The organism is Enterococcus sp. DIV1937, assembly GCF_050535975.1.
Lineage (GTDB): Bacteria > Bacillota > Bacilli > Lactobacillales > Enterococcaceae > Enterococcus > Enterococcus faecalis.
In genome coordinates, this window is sequence record NZ_CP172909.1 from 979,688 (window position 1) to 996,559 (window position 16,872).

Consider the following 16,872-nt stretch of genomic DNA (forward strand, 5'->3'; position numbering starts at 1 on the left):
ATATTCTTTTTTAGAAATGGTTAGGAGGGTTTTTATGGACGAGATAGAAAAATCACTACAAGATTGGGGCCAACAATTGGAAAACGTTCATTTGCCAAGATGGCATGAGTTACCAGACATTGAATTATATATGGATCAAGTGATTACTCTGATAGAAAAATACTTATCCCCATTGATTACACTGGAAAAACATACTTTGTTAACGTCCTCAATGGTTAATAATTATGTCAAACACGGGTTAATCCCGGCCCCAGTGAAAAAGCGCTACAATCAAAAGCATTTAGCGTTTTTAATTGCGATTACGTTGTTGAAACAAGTGTTAACATTGCCAGAAATTAAGCAAGGCATTTTATTCCAAGGAGCCACGGTTGGTATTCGTGAAGCGTACAATTTATTTTGTCAAGAACAGGAACGAGCGATTTATGTGATTGCTGCTCAAGCGCAAGAAAAAGAAGTTCAGGCCAAATCACAAGAACCTATGGGGATTGAATATTTGGCTGTAAAAGCAGCGACAATGTCTTTTGCTACTAAAATGTTTAGTGAAAAAGTGATTGAATTGGAACAAGAATACTTAAAAGAAATGGATGAGATGACACATGAATAAAGAAAAAATCGCACTACTGGTTGATTCTGGGACAGATGTTCCAGAGGCATTAGTCAAACAATACGGCATGTATGTCTTGCCTTTACAGATTATTTATCCTGAAAAAACCTATACAGATAAGGTAGATATTACACCAGAAGAAGTGTATCAACGTTTAGAGAAAGAAATCCCTAGTACTTCATTACCTGATGGTGCAACAATCCAAGCTATTTTTGACAAAATTAAAGAAGCGGGTTACGAAAAAGTCTTAGCGGTGACCATTTCTAGTGGTTTAAGTGGAACGTATAATGTGGTTCGCTTGCTTGGAGAACAAACCGAAGGACTAGATGTATTTGTTTTAGATACAAAGAACATTGGTATCGGGGCTGGCATTCAGGCGATACGAGCAGCAGAATTAATTGAAACAGGATTAGGATGGCAAGAATTACAACAAAAATTAACAGAAGAAGTAGCCAACGCAAAAGTATTTTTTAATGTAGCCACTTTAGAATATTTACAAAAAGGTGGACGAATTGGTTTAGTCACTTCTATTTTAGGGAATGCGCTAAAATTAAACCCCATTATTTCTTGTAATGAAGAAGGCATTTACTATACGGTGGCTAAGTCTCGCGGCCGTAAAAAAAGTCTTGATAAAACGTTTGAGTTGGTGACGAACTTTATAGGTGAGGCACCCCGTTTTCGTTTGGCAGTCGCTCACGGTGCGGCAGAGGAAGAAGCAAAAGCAATGATGGAACGCTTGAAAGCGGCTTTTCCACAAGCAGAAGAAATTTACTTTGGAACGATTAGTCCGGCATTAGTTGTTCATACAGGACCAGGACTTTTAGGTGTTGGTATACAGTTATTAAATGATTAATTAAATGAAAAATCCCCTCAAATTTTTTTGAGGGGATTTTTCATTTAAGATTTCTCTTTTTCATAGAAATATCATTTTGCTGGAAAAACAACGAAAATTATATTGAAAATTTCACGAATGTGTTACAATTTGTCTACAAAGGGGGAATTTTTTGTGAAAAAAGCAATAGCAGAATGTTTAGGAACATTTATTCTTGTCTTTTTTGGGACAGGAACAGCCGTTCTAGGAAATGGTATGGAAGGGATTGGAACAACGGGGATTGCCTTAGCATTTGGGTTAACAATTGTTGCTGCTGCCTATAGTATTGGCACAATTTCAGGTGCACATCTAAATCCAGCTGTTTCTATAGGAATGTGGCTTAATAAACGAATAACAACAATGGAACTAATCTACTATGTAGTGGGACAAATTGTTGGTGGCTTGATTGCCTCATTTGCATTATTAAGCATTCTAAAAGGTGCTGGTAAAAGTATTGAGAACTTAGGTCAAAATGGCGTAGGGGAATTAAGTGTTGCTGGTGCATTGACAGTCGAAATTATTTTAACATTTATTTTTGTTTTAGTTGTCATGACAGTTACAAGTGCTAAGAAAGGCAATGCTTCATTAGCAGGAATCGTAATTGGGTTGACACTAACAATGATTCACTTAGTCGGCATTCCTTTGACAGGAACTTCTGTCAACCCAGCTCGTAGCATCGCGCCAGCCGTTTTTGCGGGTGGTTCAGCGTTATCTGAGTTGTGGATTTTTATCGTTGCGCCATTAATTGGTGGATTATTAGCCGCTCTTGTAGCAAAATTCGTCTTAGATACGGAAGAATAGATTAGCAGAAGAAGAATCTTTGATAACAAGCGTCAATTGTTGTCAGAGATTCTTTTTTTGTTATACTAGGAGAACCTGAAGGCGCATTTTTAACCAAAGATGAAAACATCATCAAAATAAGGTATAATAGGAAAGTATCAAATAAGATTAGAAGGAAAAAGAGGTGTCTCTTTGTGAAGAAAATTTTAGTAGTTGATGACGAGAAGCCAATTTCAGAGATCGTTAAATATAATTTGGTTAAAGAAGGATATGAAGTATTTACTGCTTACGATGGAGAAGAAGCACTTGAAAAAGTGGAAGAAGTGGAACCAGACTTAATTATTTTAGACTTAATGCTCCCTAAAATGGATGGCTTAGAAGTCGCGCGAGAAGTGCGCAAAACACATGATATGCCAATCATTATGGTGACCGCCAAAGATTCTGAAATTGATAAGGTTTTAGGATTAGAATTAGGAGCCGATGACTATGTAACGAAACCATTTTCAAATCGTGAATTAGTTGCTCGTGTAAAAGCCAATTTACGGCGAGGTGCAACCAATGCGAAAGAAGCCGAGGTGACAACGCAATCTGAATTAACGATTGGTGATTTAACCATTCATCCTGATGCATACATGGTCTCAAAACGGGGTGAAAAAATTGAATTAACCCACCGTGAATTTGAGTTACTTTATTACTTAGCAAAACATATCGGACAAGTGATGACTCGTGAACATTTATTACAAACCGTTTGGGGTTATGATTATTTTGGGGATGTGCGGACAGTGGACGTAACCGTACGTCGTTTAAGAGAAAAAATTGAAGATAGTCCAAGTCATCCAACGTATTTAGTTACTCGTCGTGGGGTTGGTTATTATCTAAGAAATCCTGAACAGGAGTAATCAGGTATGAAGAAAAAAGTTCACTTTTTTCAATCTGTTAATTTTAAGATTGCTTTATCATTTATTCTGCTGTTACTGATTGCGATTCAAATCATTGGTGGCTACTTCATTCGTGAATTGGAAGCCACTACAATTTCCGATTTTAAGAAAAATATGGATTCCCAGGTTGTCCAATTGTCAAATACGTTAAGCACGCAGATGAGCAATAAAGATCTCGAACGTAGTGACGTTGATGCAAATTTAAAAAAAGCGTTATCTGATTTTTCAAATGCAGACATTTCTGAAGCGAGAATTGTCGATGATAAAGGGATTATTCGGGCAACCAATGATTTAAATCAACAAAATATTATTGGGAAAAAGAATGATTATCGTGATTTAAATGACTTTACGAGTAAAAAATATCAAGCTTTAGATAATGATAAACGCGTGTATGTGAATGTTCAGCCGATTCAATCGCCTACTGGAGAAACAGTGATTGGTGTCCTTTATGTGAAAAGTAATTTAGAAAATAAATACCAAGAAATTACCAACACAGCAAGTATCTTTTTCACTGCTTCTATTATTGCCGCAGCAATTTCGATTATTGTGACCTTACTGATTGCACGATCAATCACGAAGCCGATTGGTGAAATGCGCGAGCAAGCCATTCGAATCGCTCGTGGTGATTACGCTGGAAAAGTAGAAGTCCATGGAAAAGATGAATTAGGCCAATTAGCAGAAACATTTAATCAATTATCAGAACGGATTGAAGAAGCACAAGAAACAATGGAAGCAGAAAGAAATCGTTTAGATAGTGTCCTAACGCATATGACAGATGGCGTCATTGCGACGGATCGCCGCGGAAAGGTGATTACGATTAATGAAATGGCCCTTTCATTATTAAATGTAAAAAATGAAAATGTGATTGGGACCTCGTTATTAGAGTTGTTAGATATTGAAGAAGACTACACATTGCGGAAGCTGTTAGAAGAGCCAGATGAACTGCTGATTGATCGCTCAACGTCTGATCGTGAAGAAGACCAAATGATTATCCGGGTAGACTTTACGATGATTCGTCGGGAATCAGGATTTATTACTGGCTTAGTTTGCGTACTTCATGACGTCACAGAACAGGAAAAAAACGAACGGGAAAGACGGGAATTTGTTTCCAATGTTTCTCATGAGTTGCGAACGCCTTTGACAAGTATGCGTAGTTATATAGAGGCTTTGAGTGAAGGAGCTTGGGAAAACCCTGAGATTGCGCCGAATTTCTTAAAAGTCACGTTAGAAGAAACCGACCGAATGATTCGTATGATTAATGATTTGTTGAATCTATCTCGGATGGACTCTGGGAATACACATCTTCAATTAGAGTATGTGAATTTTAACGAATTGATTAATTTTGTCTTGGATCGCTTTGATATGATGATTGAAAATGAGCAAAAAAATTACAAAATTCGCCGTGAATTTACTAAACGCGATTTATGGGTAGAGTTAGATACAGACAAAGTAATTCAGGTTTTAGACAACATTTTGAACAATGCGATTAAGTATTCGCCAGATGGCGGCGTCATTACCTGCCGACTAGTTGAAACACATAATAATGTCGTCTTTAGTATCTCGGACCAAGGTTTGGGCATCCCTAAAAAAGATCTCGGGAAAGTCTTCGAGCGTTTTTATCGTGTGGATAAAGCCCGTGCGCGAGCACAAGGTGGGACTGGTTTAGGTTTAGCAATTTCTAAAGAAGTAATTCGGGCCCATAACGGGAGTATTTGGGTGGAAAGTACAGAAGGTGAAGGATCGACTTTCTATATTTCACTACCATATGAACCTTATGAAGAGGATTGGTGGGAATGATGAAATTATCAGAATGGATTACAAGAATTGGCTTGATTTTAATGGTCATTTTAAGTATATATTTTTCAGTCAATATCTGGCTGAATTCTGCCAAAAAAATACCAGAAATGAAGTCGGGAAGCCAAGTCACAACAGCTGTCAATGAAAAAGCCATTGGCGATGTCTATTTACCTTTGCAATTGATTCGAATAACTGATGGAAAAGCGATGCAAAGTAATCGTGAAACATTAATTAGTAATGTTCAAAATGATATTAAAATGGCTACGTTTGGTAAATTGACACAAGTTGTGACAAAAAATGCAGAGCAACTTAAGCGCTACAATCAAATGGACCAAGGTATTGAACTTCTTTATCAAGGTCCCTTTTTAATCTCGGACTATGCTTCGATTTATAATCTATCCATTAATTTTACTAACTTTAATGAGTTGACGGACCAGTATTTTACGAAAATTCAATTGGATTTTAACGAAAATAAGATACGTTTTTTAGATTATGACCAAGCCAACGTCTATGAAGCGCCCATGACTGTCAATAAGGCGCGCTTAATGGGAATTATCAATAAAGAGGGATTACAATATCAAGACGTTTCCGAAAATACGCTAACCAAACAAGGGCAATGTTATTTAACCAATGATATGAAGTTGAAAAAGTACAGTTATATCTTAGCTTCGCAACCAGTTACTCGTTTTAGGAATGCTTTTTTCAATGAAACGGAAGATATCCAAACCAATGAAGACAGTCAAGACTTAACCTACACGAGTAAAGAAGAACGATTGTTTGCAGAAGAAAAACTGGGAAAAATCGATTTTAAAGGGACCTTGCCAGAAGAGAATAAACGGGACTCAATCTATAATCAAAGCTTTTCTTATGTAAAACGTTTAGGAACCAATATGGGAAATTTACGTTACTTTGATCGAACGAAAGATAGTGTCAATTATCGGACTTTTGTGGAAGGTTTCCCAGTGTTCAGTAATGATTTAAAAGGCCAAGTGGATATTCGCATCACGAACAACGATGGTGCTGCGCCAAGCGTAACCATTAACACAAGTGTGAATACGATCCAAGTGCCGATTCCTTCAGAAGAAGAAGTGACGCTGGAAAGCACGGAAAAATTGATTAAGCGTTTAGAAACGGCTGGTGCTAAAAAGGAAAAAATCCAATCGGCTGTTATCGGTTATACGTGGCAGACAATTGAAGAAGTCAAACAAGTCGTTGATTTAAGTCCGGAATGGTATGTCCTTTATAACAACAATTGGTACACTGCAACGGACTTGGTAAAACAATTACCAAGCTTGGAGGTGGGCTAATGGATTTTAAACGAATTGAGTGGATTTTCTTCTTAGCGTTTTTAGGATTAAATATCTTTTTATTTGGAATTTATCGGGAAGGTCAACAAGAGGAGAGCAACGTCTCTTCTTCCAGCCAAACAGAATCGATTGAAAGTCGGTTGGAAAAAGATAACATCTCGTATAAAGGGACACTTTCTTCAGAACGATTGGAAGGTTATTATTTAAGTGGCGAACAAACCAATTTTTCTGCTGCTTTAAAAATCCAACGTGAAAAGAATAAAAATTTTTTGAGAAATGGGCTGCAAATTGCGGATAATACTTTAACGAGTGTACCTAGTAAAAACTATTTTATTGATCCTAAGAAAATTGATAAAGATTTAAGTACCTTTTTAAATGAAAAAAATGCTTTATTATTCGGAGACGAATATCAATACTTACCAGAATTTTCTCATTTAAAAGAGCCGACGGCAGAAATTGTGGCTGCACAATCGTATAAAGGAATTCCCTTTAGAGACGACACGGCAAAATTAAGTATTTTAGCAGATACGTCAGGTGAATTATGGAAAATTAGTAAATATTCGCAAACGCACATTGAAAATATTGAAGAATTACGAGACAAAACGGATTTATATTCCAATCGTGATGCGATAGACACGCTCTATATGAATAACCGGATTCCTAGTAATTCCAAAATAACATTCATTAAATTGGCCTATTCAAGAATTTATAAAATTCGTGAGAAAAATGTATACGTTCCAGTCTGGTTTGTAGGAATTTCTACTGGTGAAGATTCAGTTGAAATTGAACAGGTGAATGCCGTAAGTAATACCATCATCACAAATAATACTGTGCCAAAGGTGGAAAAACATTAAGGTCCGTTGTATAATGAAACACGTTAATGTTGTAATGTAGAAGGGAAGAGTTTTAAATGGATTCAGAGTTTGCTTTTAATATCAGTGTTCTTGCCAGTGGCAGTACAGGCAATTCCCTTTTTATTGAAACCAACCAAAAGAAAGTATTAGTAGATGCGGGTTTAAGTGGCAAAAAAATCACTTCACTGTTAGCAGAAGTCAATCGCAAACCAGAAGATTTAGATGCGATTTTAGTTACACATGAACATCGGGATCACATTCATGGCGTTGGCGTGTTAGCGCGAAAATATAAGTTAGATGTCTATGCTAATGAAAAAACGTGGCAAGCGATGGATCCCATGATTGGCAAAGTCGATGTCGCTCAAAAACATATTTTTGAAATGGGCAAAGTTTTGACCTTGGGAGATATGGACATTGAAAGTTTTGGTGTCTCACATGATGCGATTGCGCCTCAATTTTATCGTTTTCATCGCAATAATCGTTCCTTTGTTGTTCTAACGGATACAGGTTATTGTAGCGATCATATTCGTGGTACGATTGAAAATGCAGATGCTTATTTAGTCGAAAGCAATCATGAAATTGAAATTTTGCGAGCAGGACCTTATCCATGGAGTCTTAAACAACGGATTTTAGGAGATAAAGGCCATCTATCCAATGACGATGGTGCTCTTGTGATGGCGGATGTGTTAGGTGATAAAACAAAACGCATTTATTTAGGTCATCTTAGCAAAGAAAATAATACGAAACTTCATGCGCGAATGGCAATGGAGTCTACTTTGAAGCAAAAAGATTTAGGCGTCGGTGAAGCATTTAAGGTATATGATACAGACCCCGATTCAGCCTCAGAGTTATTTCAAATTTAGAATAATGGTGGTTTATCAGTTTTTGAGCGTGGAGCAAAAATCCAAAGTGATTTTTGTCCCATGCTCATTTTTTGTTCTTTTATCCAGCTGGTTTGACAGAGACATCTGTGATAATACTTTTAAACTCTTAGTTAATTTTTTGACAAATACTTGTGTTTGTCTGGTGTTAGGAGTATAGTTAACTAGATTTTTACTAGTGGGAGGTCTATAATGTTTCAATTTTTACCAAACTCTGTTTTACAGATGAGCACTATTTTTCTTTCGATTATTATCGAAGCATTGCCTTTTGTCATGTTAGGTTGCTTGATTTCAGGCGCTTTACATGTTTTTTTAACACCAGAACGAGTAAAAAAAGTGTTACCTAAAAATAAATTTTTATCAATTTGTGTAGGTAGTTTCCTAGGGTTTTTCTTTCCTTCTTGTGAATGTGGGATCGTACCCATTGTGCACCAATTTGTTAAAAAAGATGTACCAACACATACCGCTTTTGCTTTTATGTTAACGGCACCAATCATTAATCCAATTGTGCTATTCTCAACATACGTAGCTTTTAGTGGCGCAACAAAATTTGTGATTTGGCGAGTTTTAGGTAGTATGATTGTCGCGTGGGTTATCGGCATTTGGTTAGCTTATTTTCGAAAAGAATCAATTTTAACAGAAAAAGAGTTGGCGCAGATTAAAGAAGAGCAGGTTGCTCATACGCATGAACACGTTGATGAAGCTCGTTCATTTTGGAAAAACGGCTGGTCAGCGTTAACCCATAGTATTGATGAATTTTTTGATACGGGTCGTTATTTAATTTTTGGTTCTTTGTTAGCAGCAATCATGCAAACCTATATCCCAACTGGTGCGCTTATGCAATTGGGCCATTCAAAGATTTTAGCGATTCTAGTCATGTTAGTCATCGCTGCCACTCTATCACTTTGTTCAGAAGCAGATGCATTTATTGGTTCTTCTCTTTTGAGTTTATTTGGCACAGGACCAATTGTCGCCTTCTTAGTTTTTGGTCCAATGGTAGATATTAAAAATTTATTGATGATGAAACGTTATTTTAAGATGTCATTCATTGTACAATTTGTTTTGATAGTGGCGCTTGTCGTAACTATTTATGCGGCAGTAGTTTAGAAAGGAGGCCTACAATCGATGATACGATTTATTATTTTAATTGGATATATGGGGTTGATGATGTATCTTCAAATTTCAGGTGAACTGAACCAATATATCAATATTCATTATAATTACTTAGCTGTTTTATCAATGGTTTTAGCTTTTATTATGGCGATTGTCCAATTGATTTTGTGGAACCAAGCAGATCCATCAATGCAAAAAAAACATGAAGACATGCACCAACATGGGGGACATGAACATCATGGCCATCAGCATAATTTGGAAAAACCCAGCCAAAGAGGGCTTGCCTATTTACTACTTTCTTTACCGTTGATTGTTGGCTTATTATTTCCGACAGTTAGTTTAGACACAACAATTGTTGAAGCAAAAGGATTTAACTTTCCAGTAAGTAAAGAATCAGTAGGGGATCCTGATATGCAAACGCAATATTTGAAACCTGATACAAGTATGTATTTCAATAAGACGGATTATGACAAGCAGATGGCAAAAGCCATGAAACAATATGATGGCCAATCTGTGATTTCAATTACGGATGAAAACTATTTGGAAATTATGGAACTAATCTATAATTATCCAAGTCAATTTGCAGGGAAAAGGATTTCTTATAAAGGCTTTGTCTATAATTCAAAACGAGAAGAAAGTGTTGACCAATTTGTTTTCCGTTTTGGGATTATTCATTGTGTCGCTGATTCTGGCGTTTTTGGCTTGTTGGTTCATTTTCCTGAACATACTCAATTTCAAAACAATGATTGGGTAACGATTACCGGAACGGTTGAGTTGTCCTATTATCCACCGTTTAAACGACAAATACCAACTGTGCAAGTGGAGAAAGTCAAAGCAGATCAAGCACCTAAAAATCAATATGTCTATCGTTCCTTTTAAAAAAAGTTGGTTGCTTCCTTATCAAATGGAAGCAACCAACTTTTTTGCTGTCTATTTTTTAATTTTGTTGCGCTTACGACGAATAAAACCCAAAGATTCTCTTTTTTCCCGAAAGCTGCGGATATTCTGATTGAAAACCTCGGAAGCGACTAAGCCTAACGCAATTGCCCCAGCAATCATTACAGCTTGCACGGTAAAATAGGCACCTTTTTCATAATTGCCAATTACGATATTCCGAACAGCTTGATAAGCTAAGCCACCAGGTACCAATGGAACAATACCAGGAATATTAAAAATCGTGACAGGCATTTTCAATATTTTTGAGAATAGGTAGCTTACTGCCGCAACACCGACAGCACCGATGAGGGAACCTAATGCCGCATTTCCACTAAAAACTTCAACGATTACCCAATAAAGCATCCAGCTTACACTACCAGTTAGACCACAAGCCACCAGTGATCGTCGAGGAACATTAATAATAATTGCAAACGCCGCAGAAGCTAAAAAACTAAAGATAAATTGTACCAAAACGATTCCTAGCAAGTAAGTCACTCCTTTTAATAGAAAAGTTGAAAGACAAAAGCAATGCCAAAACCAATCATTCCTGAAGTCATTAATGCTTCAGTCCCACGAGAAACACCCGATAAGTAGTGTCCAGCTAGCAAATCGCGAAGAGCATTGGTAATTTGCACACCAGGCACTAAAGGCATGACACAACCAATGATGATTAAATCTTGTGATTGTCCGAGTCCCAATTTGACTGAAAGAATAGCGGCTGCACCAATGAACAGCGAAGCTAAAAATTCAGATAAAAATTTAATCTTGAGAAACTTTAAACTAAAATAATAAAGACTATAGCCGCAACCACCAATCAGAAAAGTCAAGAATAAATCGGACCAGACACCACCAAAAAGAATCATAATTGTAGCGCTGACAACGGCCGCACTAACAATGCGTGCGCTAATTGGAAAATGTCGGTGTTCACTATCTATCACTTTTAGTTTATTCAGTAATTCCTCTAAAGAAAAATCACCAGCCACATAAGCACGAGACAGCTGATTCACACGAGAGATTTTTTCTAAATCAATGCCACGTTTCATTACTTGAACCATACGAATCGTGGAGGTTCCATCTATGCCAACAAATAACCCGGTTTGTGTCACATAGCTAACCATTCGATAGTTGCCAGAAGCAAGCGCAATTCGGCTCATTGTATCTTCAACACGGTACATTTCTGCATCGCTTTCTATCATAATTTTACCAGCTAACAAACAGGTTTCTAAAAGTAAATCCAAATGAGCAGGAGTCATTGAGCAAGCCTCACTTTATGTATTTTCTTCTAGTGTACTACAAACGAACCAAAAAGAGGAAATAAATAACAGCTGCAATCGAAAATTTACATCGTAAACAGATTGTTAGCGAATTGTAACATTAAAAGGCTGATATTATTTAATCATAGATATTTAAAAGTTTTTAAAAGAAAAACGTCGATTTTTTCGCAAAATGAATTGGAGGGAAAGATGATATTCTGGCGATTTAGCAGAGTTTTATTCTTGTTTTATAAAGTTGTGTATTTGTTTTTATAATTTTAAAATTATCGATGGCTGTCATTTTTTTACGAAGCCTTTATTAATAAAAGACTAAGAAATAACAAAAAAGAGAGAAGGAGAAGAAATTTTGTTTGTAGTTTCGGTTCTTTTCTAGTAAAATGAAATTGTATAAAAGTAGAAGTGAGGTGTAGTAAAATGGGTTTTACAGACGAAACAGTACGCTTTGATTTTGATGATAATCGAAAAAAAGCAATCAGTGAAACGTTAGAAACCGTATATCGGGCATTAGAAGAAAAGGGATACAATCCTATTAACCAAATAGTAGGGTATTTACTTTCTGGGGACCCGGCTTACATTCCTCGTTATCAAGATGCTCGAAACTTAATTCGTCGTCATGAACGTGATGAAATCATGGAAGAATTAACCAAATATTACTTAGCGAACCACGGAATCGATATCAAATGAGGATCATGGGGCTAGATGTAGGTTCACGGACAGTCGGTGTGGCTGTTAGTGATTTATTAGGTTGGACAGCACAAGGCATCGAAATTATTCGCATCAATGAAGAGGAAGAGAACTTCGGTTTTGAGCGATTAGGTGAATTGGTGAAAGAATACGAAGTCACAAAATTTGTCGTAGGTTTACCGAAAAACATGAATAATTCCATCGGTCCTAGAGCTGAAGCATCCATGGCATATGGTGATAAGATTCAAGAATTATTTCAATTACCTGTTGACTATCAAGATGAACGATTAACAACTGTCCAAGCAGAGCGTTTCTTGGTGGAGCAAGCAGATGCTTCAAGAGCCAAAAGAAAAAAAGTCATTGATAAACTAGCGGCAGTAATGATTCTACAAAATTATTTAGATGCACATAGCCGATAATTATCGAGCTTTGAATACATCAAGGGAGAGAAGAAGAATGACAGAACATAACCACGATCATGATCACGAAGGACATGAACACATTACTTTAGTAGACGAACAAGGAAATGAAACATTATACGAGATCTTACTAACTGTTGACGGTCAAGAAGAATTCGGTAAAAATTATGTTTTATTATATCCAGCAGGAATTCCTGAGGATGAAGATGTTGAATTGCAAGCTTACTCATATGTGGAAAACGCAGAAGGTACAGAAGGCGATTTACAGCAAATCGAAACAGACGCTGAATGGGATATGATTGAAGAAGTTTTCAATACATTCATGGCTGAAGAAGAAGAGTAAAACTGTAACGAGAGAAGCGCTACTTCTCCTATTGAGAAGTAGCTTTCTTAATAATAATTGTTATAATGTACATGTTGTTTCTATCATAAGATACTATCGCTATCATTGAGTGTGGTGGATAAAGAAGGACAGCATTATCTAGTTTTACAAGATGTTGTAAAAACGTAACATCCTTGTAATGACGTTAATTTGGTAACTATCTAGCATAATTTATAATTTGTGTTATACTAAGTGTGAGGTTTTAGAAATACTGTTAATTTTATAATATTAAATAAAAAAATGGCTCCACCTACTGGCATAGGTAGAGCCGTCAGAAATTCAGTTAAACAAACACGTAATTATTGGTGTGGTGCATTGCCACGAACTGAAATTCCAGTTAATAAAGCAAGTAAATCAAACATATATTTCACCTCCTTTATTATGATAGCTTCATTATAACATTATCTGTAAAATGATGGTATGTTTAATACAAAAAAAATAGAAAGATTGGAGTTTTGACTGTGAGAGTAGCGGGAGAAAAAATCAAAACAGCGCGTAAAAAGAAAAAATTATCGCAAGCTGAATTGGCAAAAGGAATTTGTACACAAGCAACAATTAGTAACATTGAAAACAAAAATGTGTGTGACAGTTTAGACATTTTCTCATCTGTATGTCTACGTTTAGACTTACAAGTAGAAGAATGTATCGAAGGTTCTAGTGAGAAAAAACTCGAAAGCTTATTAAATAAAGTAGAAGAATTATGCTTTTACTTTAAGCACGATGAAGCCTATGATTTGTTGAAAGACTATCCAGATGATATCGAAAGTTCAAACAGAATTTTAGAAACAAAATTTTTCTATTATAAAGGAATTACGAGTTTATTAGGTAAGAAAAATAATAGCGAAGCATTGTTCTATTTACATCGTGGTTCTGAAATTAGTCGTGATATTAATATTTATAATATTTTGAGTATGAATGCGATCGGTATTTTATATGAATTAGAAGATGATATTGAAAAAGCAAAAGTTTATTACGATAAATCTTTACAATTGCTAAGCGAATTCAAATTAGATTATCCATTAGAGCAATGCCGTATTTATTATAATACCGCAAAATTCTATTCATTAATTAAAGACTATGCAAAGAGTATTGAATTAAGTGATAAAGGAATCGAAATTAATCGGACGCACAGTTCTATTTACTCTTTAGATTGCTTATTATACGAAAAAGCGTTTAATAAACAAATGCTAGGACTAGATGCTGTTGAAGATTATCGTATTGCGTACTACTTTACACGTTTCTTTGAAAATAAAAAATTACTTACTTATATTGAAAAAGATATGCAAGAGTTTAACATCAGTTTTAAATAATGAATTATCGTTTCAGATTTTAAAAAGAACAACCTAACTCAAGAGGAGTTAGGTTGTTCTTTTTTTCTCTTTTTAATTTGTTTCTTTGACAGCGTTACGGACGCTTTCGGCGACGACTTTTGCGACTCCTTCTTGGAATGGATCGGGAATAATATTGGTCGGCGTGAGTTCGTTATCGGGAATCAATTTTGCAATACCTTTGGCAGCGGCAATTTGCATTTCAATCGTAATCTTTTTCGCCCGAGCATCTAAGGCACCGCGGAAGATACCAGGGAAGGCCAACACATTATTAATTTGATTCGGAAAGTCACTACGACCAGTTCCGACAATATAAGCGCCTGCCGCTAAAGCTTCATCAGGAAAAATTTCAGGAATCGGGTTAGCCATTGCAAAAATAACTGGCTGCTCATTCATCTGTTGAATCCACTCGGGTTTTAAAACACCTGGTGCCGAAACACCAACAAAGACATCAGCGCCTTCAAGAGCAGTAGCTAAATCACCGGTACGGTGTTCCCGATTGGTTAGCTTCGCAATTTCTGCGTGGTGTGGTGGCAGAGCTGTATCTGTTTCGCTCAGAATCCCTGCACGGTCAACAATGATAATATGTTTTACACCAGCAGCTAAAAATTTTCTTGTGATCGAAAGACCAGCGGAGCCACCGCCGTTGATTACCACATGAATGTCCTCTATTTTCTTGTTGATTAATTTTAAGCTGTTGTACAAAGCCGCTAGAACAACAATCGCTGTCCCGTGTTGATCATCATGGAAAACGGGAATATCTAGTTCATCGATTAAACGCTGTTCAATTTCAAAACAACGAGGAGCGCTGATATCTTCCAAGTTAATTCCCCCAAAGGTTGGGGCCAAAAATTTCACCGTTTGAATAATTTCTTCGGTATCTTGTGTATCTAAAACAAGGGGAATCGAATCCACACCAGCAAAGCGTTTAAACAATGCAGCTTTTCCTTCCATGACAGGCATCGCTGCTTCAGGACCAATGTTACCTAAACCTAAAACTGCTGAACCATCACTGATAACGGCGACGGTGTTTTTCTTTGTTGTTAATTCGTAAGCGCGTTCTTTTTTTTCATGTATGGCAGAAGAAACAGCCGCAACACCTGGTGTGTAGGCAATTCCTAAATCTGCTTTTGTTTCAATCGGAACTTTAGGGCAGACTTCTAATTTCCCCCCAAATTTTTTTGCTTGCTCAATCGCTAATTCTTTTACATCTTTTGTTGACATATCATTTTCCTCCTAAATAATTCACTTATAGTTAAAAAAGCATTCTAAAAATAGCAGTCATTGTTATTACTGTAATGGCACCGCCTAAACGTGTCGCAACTTGTGCAAACGGCATTAAGTTCATTCGATTGGCTGTACTTAAAATAGCCACATCGCCAGTCCCACCCATACCACTCTGGCAAGCGGAGACAATGGCAGCCTCAACGGGATTCATATTCATGAAGCGTGAAACGAAAAATCCTGTAGCAATAACAGTGAAAACGACACTAATTACCACAACAAAATATTGCCAGCTAAGCATTCCTACGACATCTTTTAAAGGAATATATAACATACCTAAGCCGACCATTAACGGGAACGTAAAATTGCCAGAGATAAATTTATAAAGCTGTTTTGATCCGCGTTGGGTTTCTTTCGGTACTACGTTTAAGTATTTTAAAAAGGCTGCGACAACAATCATCAAAACAGGACCAGGAAAGCCTGTTAAGTGTTGCAATAAACCACCTGTAATAAATAAGGTACACGCAATTAAAACACCAGCGCCCATTAATTTTACATCAATTGGTGCTTTATCTTCTTCTAAAGCATCACTTAAATCATCTGAATTGGTAATTTTAATCAACTGACCTTGTCCAGAAAGTTCAGGGCGTTTTTCTCCTAAACGACTAAGTAAACCTGAACACATAATAGCAAAAAAATTACCAATAATGGTTGCGGGAATTAATTGCCCCACTAATTGTTCACTTGGCAATCCAGTAATGGCACTATAACCAAGGGATAAAGGAAGAATGCCTTCACCGATTCCACCAGCTAAAACAGGAGTGACAATATAGAAAAGGCTATGTTTCCAACCGAGACCTAACAGCGTTCCAACAAGGGTCCCAACACCCATTGCTAAAATCATTCCTAATGCCATCGGGACAATCATGCGCATTAAACCTTGGACTAAAATTTTGCGGTTCATTCCAAGGATACTTCCACAAACTAAACAAGCAATATAGAAATAGAGAAAGTTTGCTTGTTTCATTAAAATATTTGTTGAGTCTAAGACATTTTGGTTGAGTAAATTGAAAAAGACCATAATTGATGGTACTAATAAAGATAAAATTGCGGGACCGCCAAAATGTTTCAAAATAGGAATATTTCCACCAATTGTTCCAAGTAACCAACCCATTGTTAAAATTACGGCAAAACCACCTAACATATTGACTGGTAGTTGTTCTAATAGAGCCGTAACAAGAATAATGCTAGCTGTTACAAGATAAACAGGTAACGTAACCGAACCAATCCTCGTTTTGGTTAATTTGTTGCGCCAATCTGTTTCATTAGCAGCTGTTGCGTGCAATTTCTTTTCCATGCTATTTCCTCCTATAACTTTAATCTATATTCATCATAATGTAAACGTTTTCTGTAGAGTAGATTATTTAATTAATTTAACTAAAGAAAAGTTTTTTAACCAAATCTTCCTATGCTATACTTT

The 16,872-nt window shown here is 36.5% G+C and carries 18 protein-coding genes; 14 read left to right on the forward strand and 4 right to left on the reverse strand.

What is annotated here, in order from left to right; genetic code table 11:
* Positions 1-34: 34 nt before the first annotated feature.
* From IGL13_RS04820 to IGL13_RS04865, 10 genes are all read left to right on the forward strand, one after another.
* Positions 35-604 (forward strand): DUF1836 domain-containing protein, encoded by a 570-nt coding sequence (locus IGL13_RS04820; protein ID WP_002361647.1) that lies wholly within the window; start codon positions 35-37, stop codon positions 602-604.
* Positions 597-1,457, forward strand: coding sequence for a DegV family protein (locus tag IGL13_RS04825; protein ID WP_002357950.1), 861 nt, complete (start codon positions 597-599; stop codon positions 1,455-1,457). The genes IGL13_RS04820 and IGL13_RS04825 overlap by 8 nt, the downstream gene beginning before the upstream one ends.
* Before the next feature lie 117 nt (positions 1,458-1,574).
* A complete protein-coding gene (locus IGL13_RS04830; protein ID WP_002390101.1) occupies positions 1,575-2,276 on the forward strand; it encodes an MIP/aquaporin family protein in 702 nt (233 codons plus the stop codon).
* A gap of 173 nt (positions 2,277-2,449) precedes the next feature.
* Entirely contained in the window at positions 2,450-3,154 is a 705-nt protein-coding gene (gene yycF, locus IGL13_RS04835) for a response regulator YycF (protein WP_002357947.1), read from the forward strand.
* Positions 3,155-3,160: 6 nt separating this feature from the next.
* Positions 3,161-4,990, forward strand: a complete 1,830-nt coding sequence (gene walK / locus IGL13_RS04840) for a cell wall metabolism sensor histidine kinase WalK (RefSeq protein WP_002357946.1) — start codon at positions 3,161-3,163, stop codon at positions 4,988-4,990.
* Complete coding sequence (locus IGL13_RS04845) at positions 4,987-6,297, forward strand: YycH family regulatory protein (protein WP_002415183.1); 1,311 nt, start codon at positions 4,987-4,989, stop codon at positions 6,295-6,297. The genes walK and IGL13_RS04845 overlap by 4 nt, the downstream gene beginning before the upstream one ends.
* Positions 6,297-7,151: a two-component system regulatory protein YycI gene (locus IGL13_RS04850; protein ID WP_002365516.1), complete on the forward strand. Its 855-nt coding sequence runs from the start codon at positions 6,297-6,299 to the stop codon at positions 7,149-7,151. Before IGL13_RS04845 ends, IGL13_RS04850 begins: the two co-directional genes overlap by 1 nt.
* 56 nt (positions 7,152-7,207) lie before the next feature.
* A complete protein-coding gene (locus IGL13_RS04855; RefSeq protein WP_002357943.1) occupies positions 7,208-8,014 on the forward strand; it encodes an MBL fold metallo-hydrolase in 807 nt (268 codons plus the stop codon).
* Between the two features lie 210 nt (positions 8,015-8,224).
* Positions 8,225-9,139, forward strand: a complete 915-nt coding sequence (locus IGL13_RS04860; RefSeq protein ID WP_002357942.1) for a permease — start codon at positions 8,225-8,227, stop codon at positions 9,137-9,139.
* An 18-nt stretch (positions 9,140-9,157) separates the two neighbouring features.
* Positions 9,158-10,024 carry a TIGR03943 family putative permease subunit gene (locus tag IGL13_RS04865; protein ID WP_002357940.1) on the forward strand — a complete coding sequence of 289 codons (867 nt, stop codon included), beginning with the start codon at positions 9,158-9,160 and terminating at the stop codon, positions 10,022-10,024.
* 51 nt (positions 10,025-10,075) lie between these two features.
* Here IGL13_RS04865 and IGL13_RS04870 read toward each other — a convergent pair whose 3' ends face one another.
* Together IGL13_RS04870 and IGL13_RS04875 are read right to left on the reverse strand one after the other, a co-directional pair.
* Positions 10,076-10,576 (reverse strand): threonine/serine exporter family protein, encoded by a 501-nt coding sequence (locus tag IGL13_RS04870; RefSeq protein WP_002382172.1) that lies wholly within the window; start codon positions 10,574-10,576, stop codon positions 10,076-10,078.
* 5 nt (positions 10,577-10,581) lie between these two features.
* Positions 10,582-11,334, reverse strand: a complete 753-nt coding sequence (locus tag IGL13_RS04875) for a threonine/serine exporter family protein (protein ID WP_002357938.1) — start codon at positions 11,332-11,334, stop codon at positions 10,582-10,584.
* A gap of 435 nt (positions 11,335-11,769) precedes the next feature.
* Between IGL13_RS04875 and ireB the strand changes: the two genes are divergently transcribed.
* The 4 genes from ireB to IGL13_RS04895 all read left to right on the forward strand — a co-directional run bounded on the left by ireB (position 11,770) and on the right by IGL13_RS04895 (position 14,150).
* The gene (gene ireB / locus IGL13_RS04880; protein WP_002357937.1) at positions 11,770-12,039 is read left to right on the forward strand and encodes a regulatory phosphoprotein IreB; all 270 of its coding nucleotides are present in this window, start codon (positions 11,770-11,772) and stop codon (positions 12,037-12,039) included.
* Positions 12,036-12,458 carry a Holliday junction resolvase RuvX gene (gene ruvX / locus IGL13_RS04885; RefSeq protein ID WP_002357936.1) on the forward strand — a complete coding sequence of 141 codons (423 nt, stop codon included), beginning with the start codon at positions 12,036-12,038 and terminating at the stop codon, positions 12,456-12,458. Before ireB ends, ruvX begins: the two co-directional genes overlap by 4 nt.
* Positions 12,459-12,495: 37 nt before the next feature.
* Positions 12,496-12,801, forward strand: coding sequence for a DUF1292 domain-containing protein (locus IGL13_RS04890; RefSeq protein WP_002357933.1), 306 nt, complete (start codon positions 12,496-12,498; stop codon positions 12,799-12,801).
* Positions 12,802-13,301: 500 nt separating this feature from the next.
* A complete protein-coding gene (locus IGL13_RS04895) occupies positions 13,302-14,150 on the forward strand; it encodes a helix-turn-helix domain-containing protein (protein ID WP_002385984.1) in 849 nt (282 codons plus the stop codon).
* A gap of 72 nt (positions 14,151-14,222) precedes the next feature.
* Here the strand turns inward: IGL13_RS04895 and IGL13_RS04900 are convergent, their stop codons facing one another.
* A complete protein-coding gene (locus tag IGL13_RS04900; RefSeq protein WP_002378209.1) occupies positions 14,223-15,392 on the reverse strand; it encodes an NAD(P)-dependent malic enzyme in 1,170 nt (389 codons plus the stop codon).
* A 31-nt stretch (positions 15,393-15,423) separates the two neighbouring features.
* On the reverse strand, positions 15,424-16,749 hold the full coding sequence (locus IGL13_RS04905) for a 2-hydroxycarboxylate transporter family protein (RefSeq protein WP_002378210.1): 1,326 nt from the start codon (positions 16,747-16,749) through the stop codon (positions 15,424-15,426).
* Positions 16,750-16,872 lie beyond the last annotated feature (123 nt).

Coding starts and splice junctions, on each gene's coding strand:
- IGL13_RS04855 (WP_002357943.1), top strand. CDS start 7,208: ATGGATTCAGAGTTTGCTTTTAATATCAGTGTTCTTGCCAGTGGCAGT.
- IGL13_RS04820 (WP_002361647.1), top strand. CDS start 35: ATGGACGAGATAGAAAAATCACTACAAGATTGGGGCCAACAATTGGAA.
- IGL13_RS04830 (WP_002390101.1), top strand. CDS start 1,575: ATGTGTTACAATTTGTCTACAAAGGGGGAATTTTTTGTGAAAAAAGCA.
- ireB (WP_002357937.1), top strand. CDS start 11,770: ATGGGTTTTACAGACGAAACAGTACGCTTTGATTTTGATGATAATCGA.
- IGL13_RS04825 (WP_002357950.1), top strand. CDS start 597: ATGAATAAAGAAAAAATCGCACTACTGGTTGATTCTGGGACAGATGTT.
- IGL13_RS04865 (WP_002357940.1), top strand. CDS start 9,158: ATGATACGATTTATTATTTTAATTGGATATATGGGGTTGATGATGTAT.
- IGL13_RS04875 (WP_002357938.1), bottom strand. CDS start 11,334: ATGACTCCTGCTCATTTGGATTTACTTTTAGAAACCTGTTTGTTAGCT.
- IGL13_RS04890 (WP_002357933.1), top strand. CDS start 12,496: ATGACAGAACATAACCACGATCATGATCACGAAGGACATGAACACATT.
- ruvX (WP_002357936.1), top strand. CDS start 12,036: ATGAGGATCATGGGGCTAGATGTAGGTTCACGGACAGTCGGTGTGGCT.
- IGL13_RS04860 (WP_002357942.1), top strand. CDS start 8,225: ATGTTTCAATTTTTACCAAACTCTGTTTTACAGATGAGCACTATTTTT.
- IGL13_RS04900 (WP_002378209.1), bottom strand. CDS start 15,392: ATGTCAACAAAAGATGTAAAAGAATTAGCGATTGAGCAAGCAAAAAAA.
- walK (WP_002357946.1), top strand. CDS start 3,161: ATGAAGAAAAAAGTTCACTTTTTTCAATCTGTTAATTTTAAGATTGCT.
- IGL13_RS04905 (WP_002378210.1), bottom strand. CDS start 16,749: ATGGAAAAGAAATTGCACGCAACAGCTGCTAATGAAACAGATTGGCGC.
- IGL13_RS04850 (WP_002365516.1), top strand. CDS start 6,297: ATGGATTTTAAACGAATTGAGTGGATTTTCTTCTTAGCGTTTTTAGGA.
- IGL13_RS04845 (WP_002415183.1), top strand. CDS start 4,987: ATGATGAAATTATCAGAATGGATTACAAGAATTGGCTTGATTTTAATG.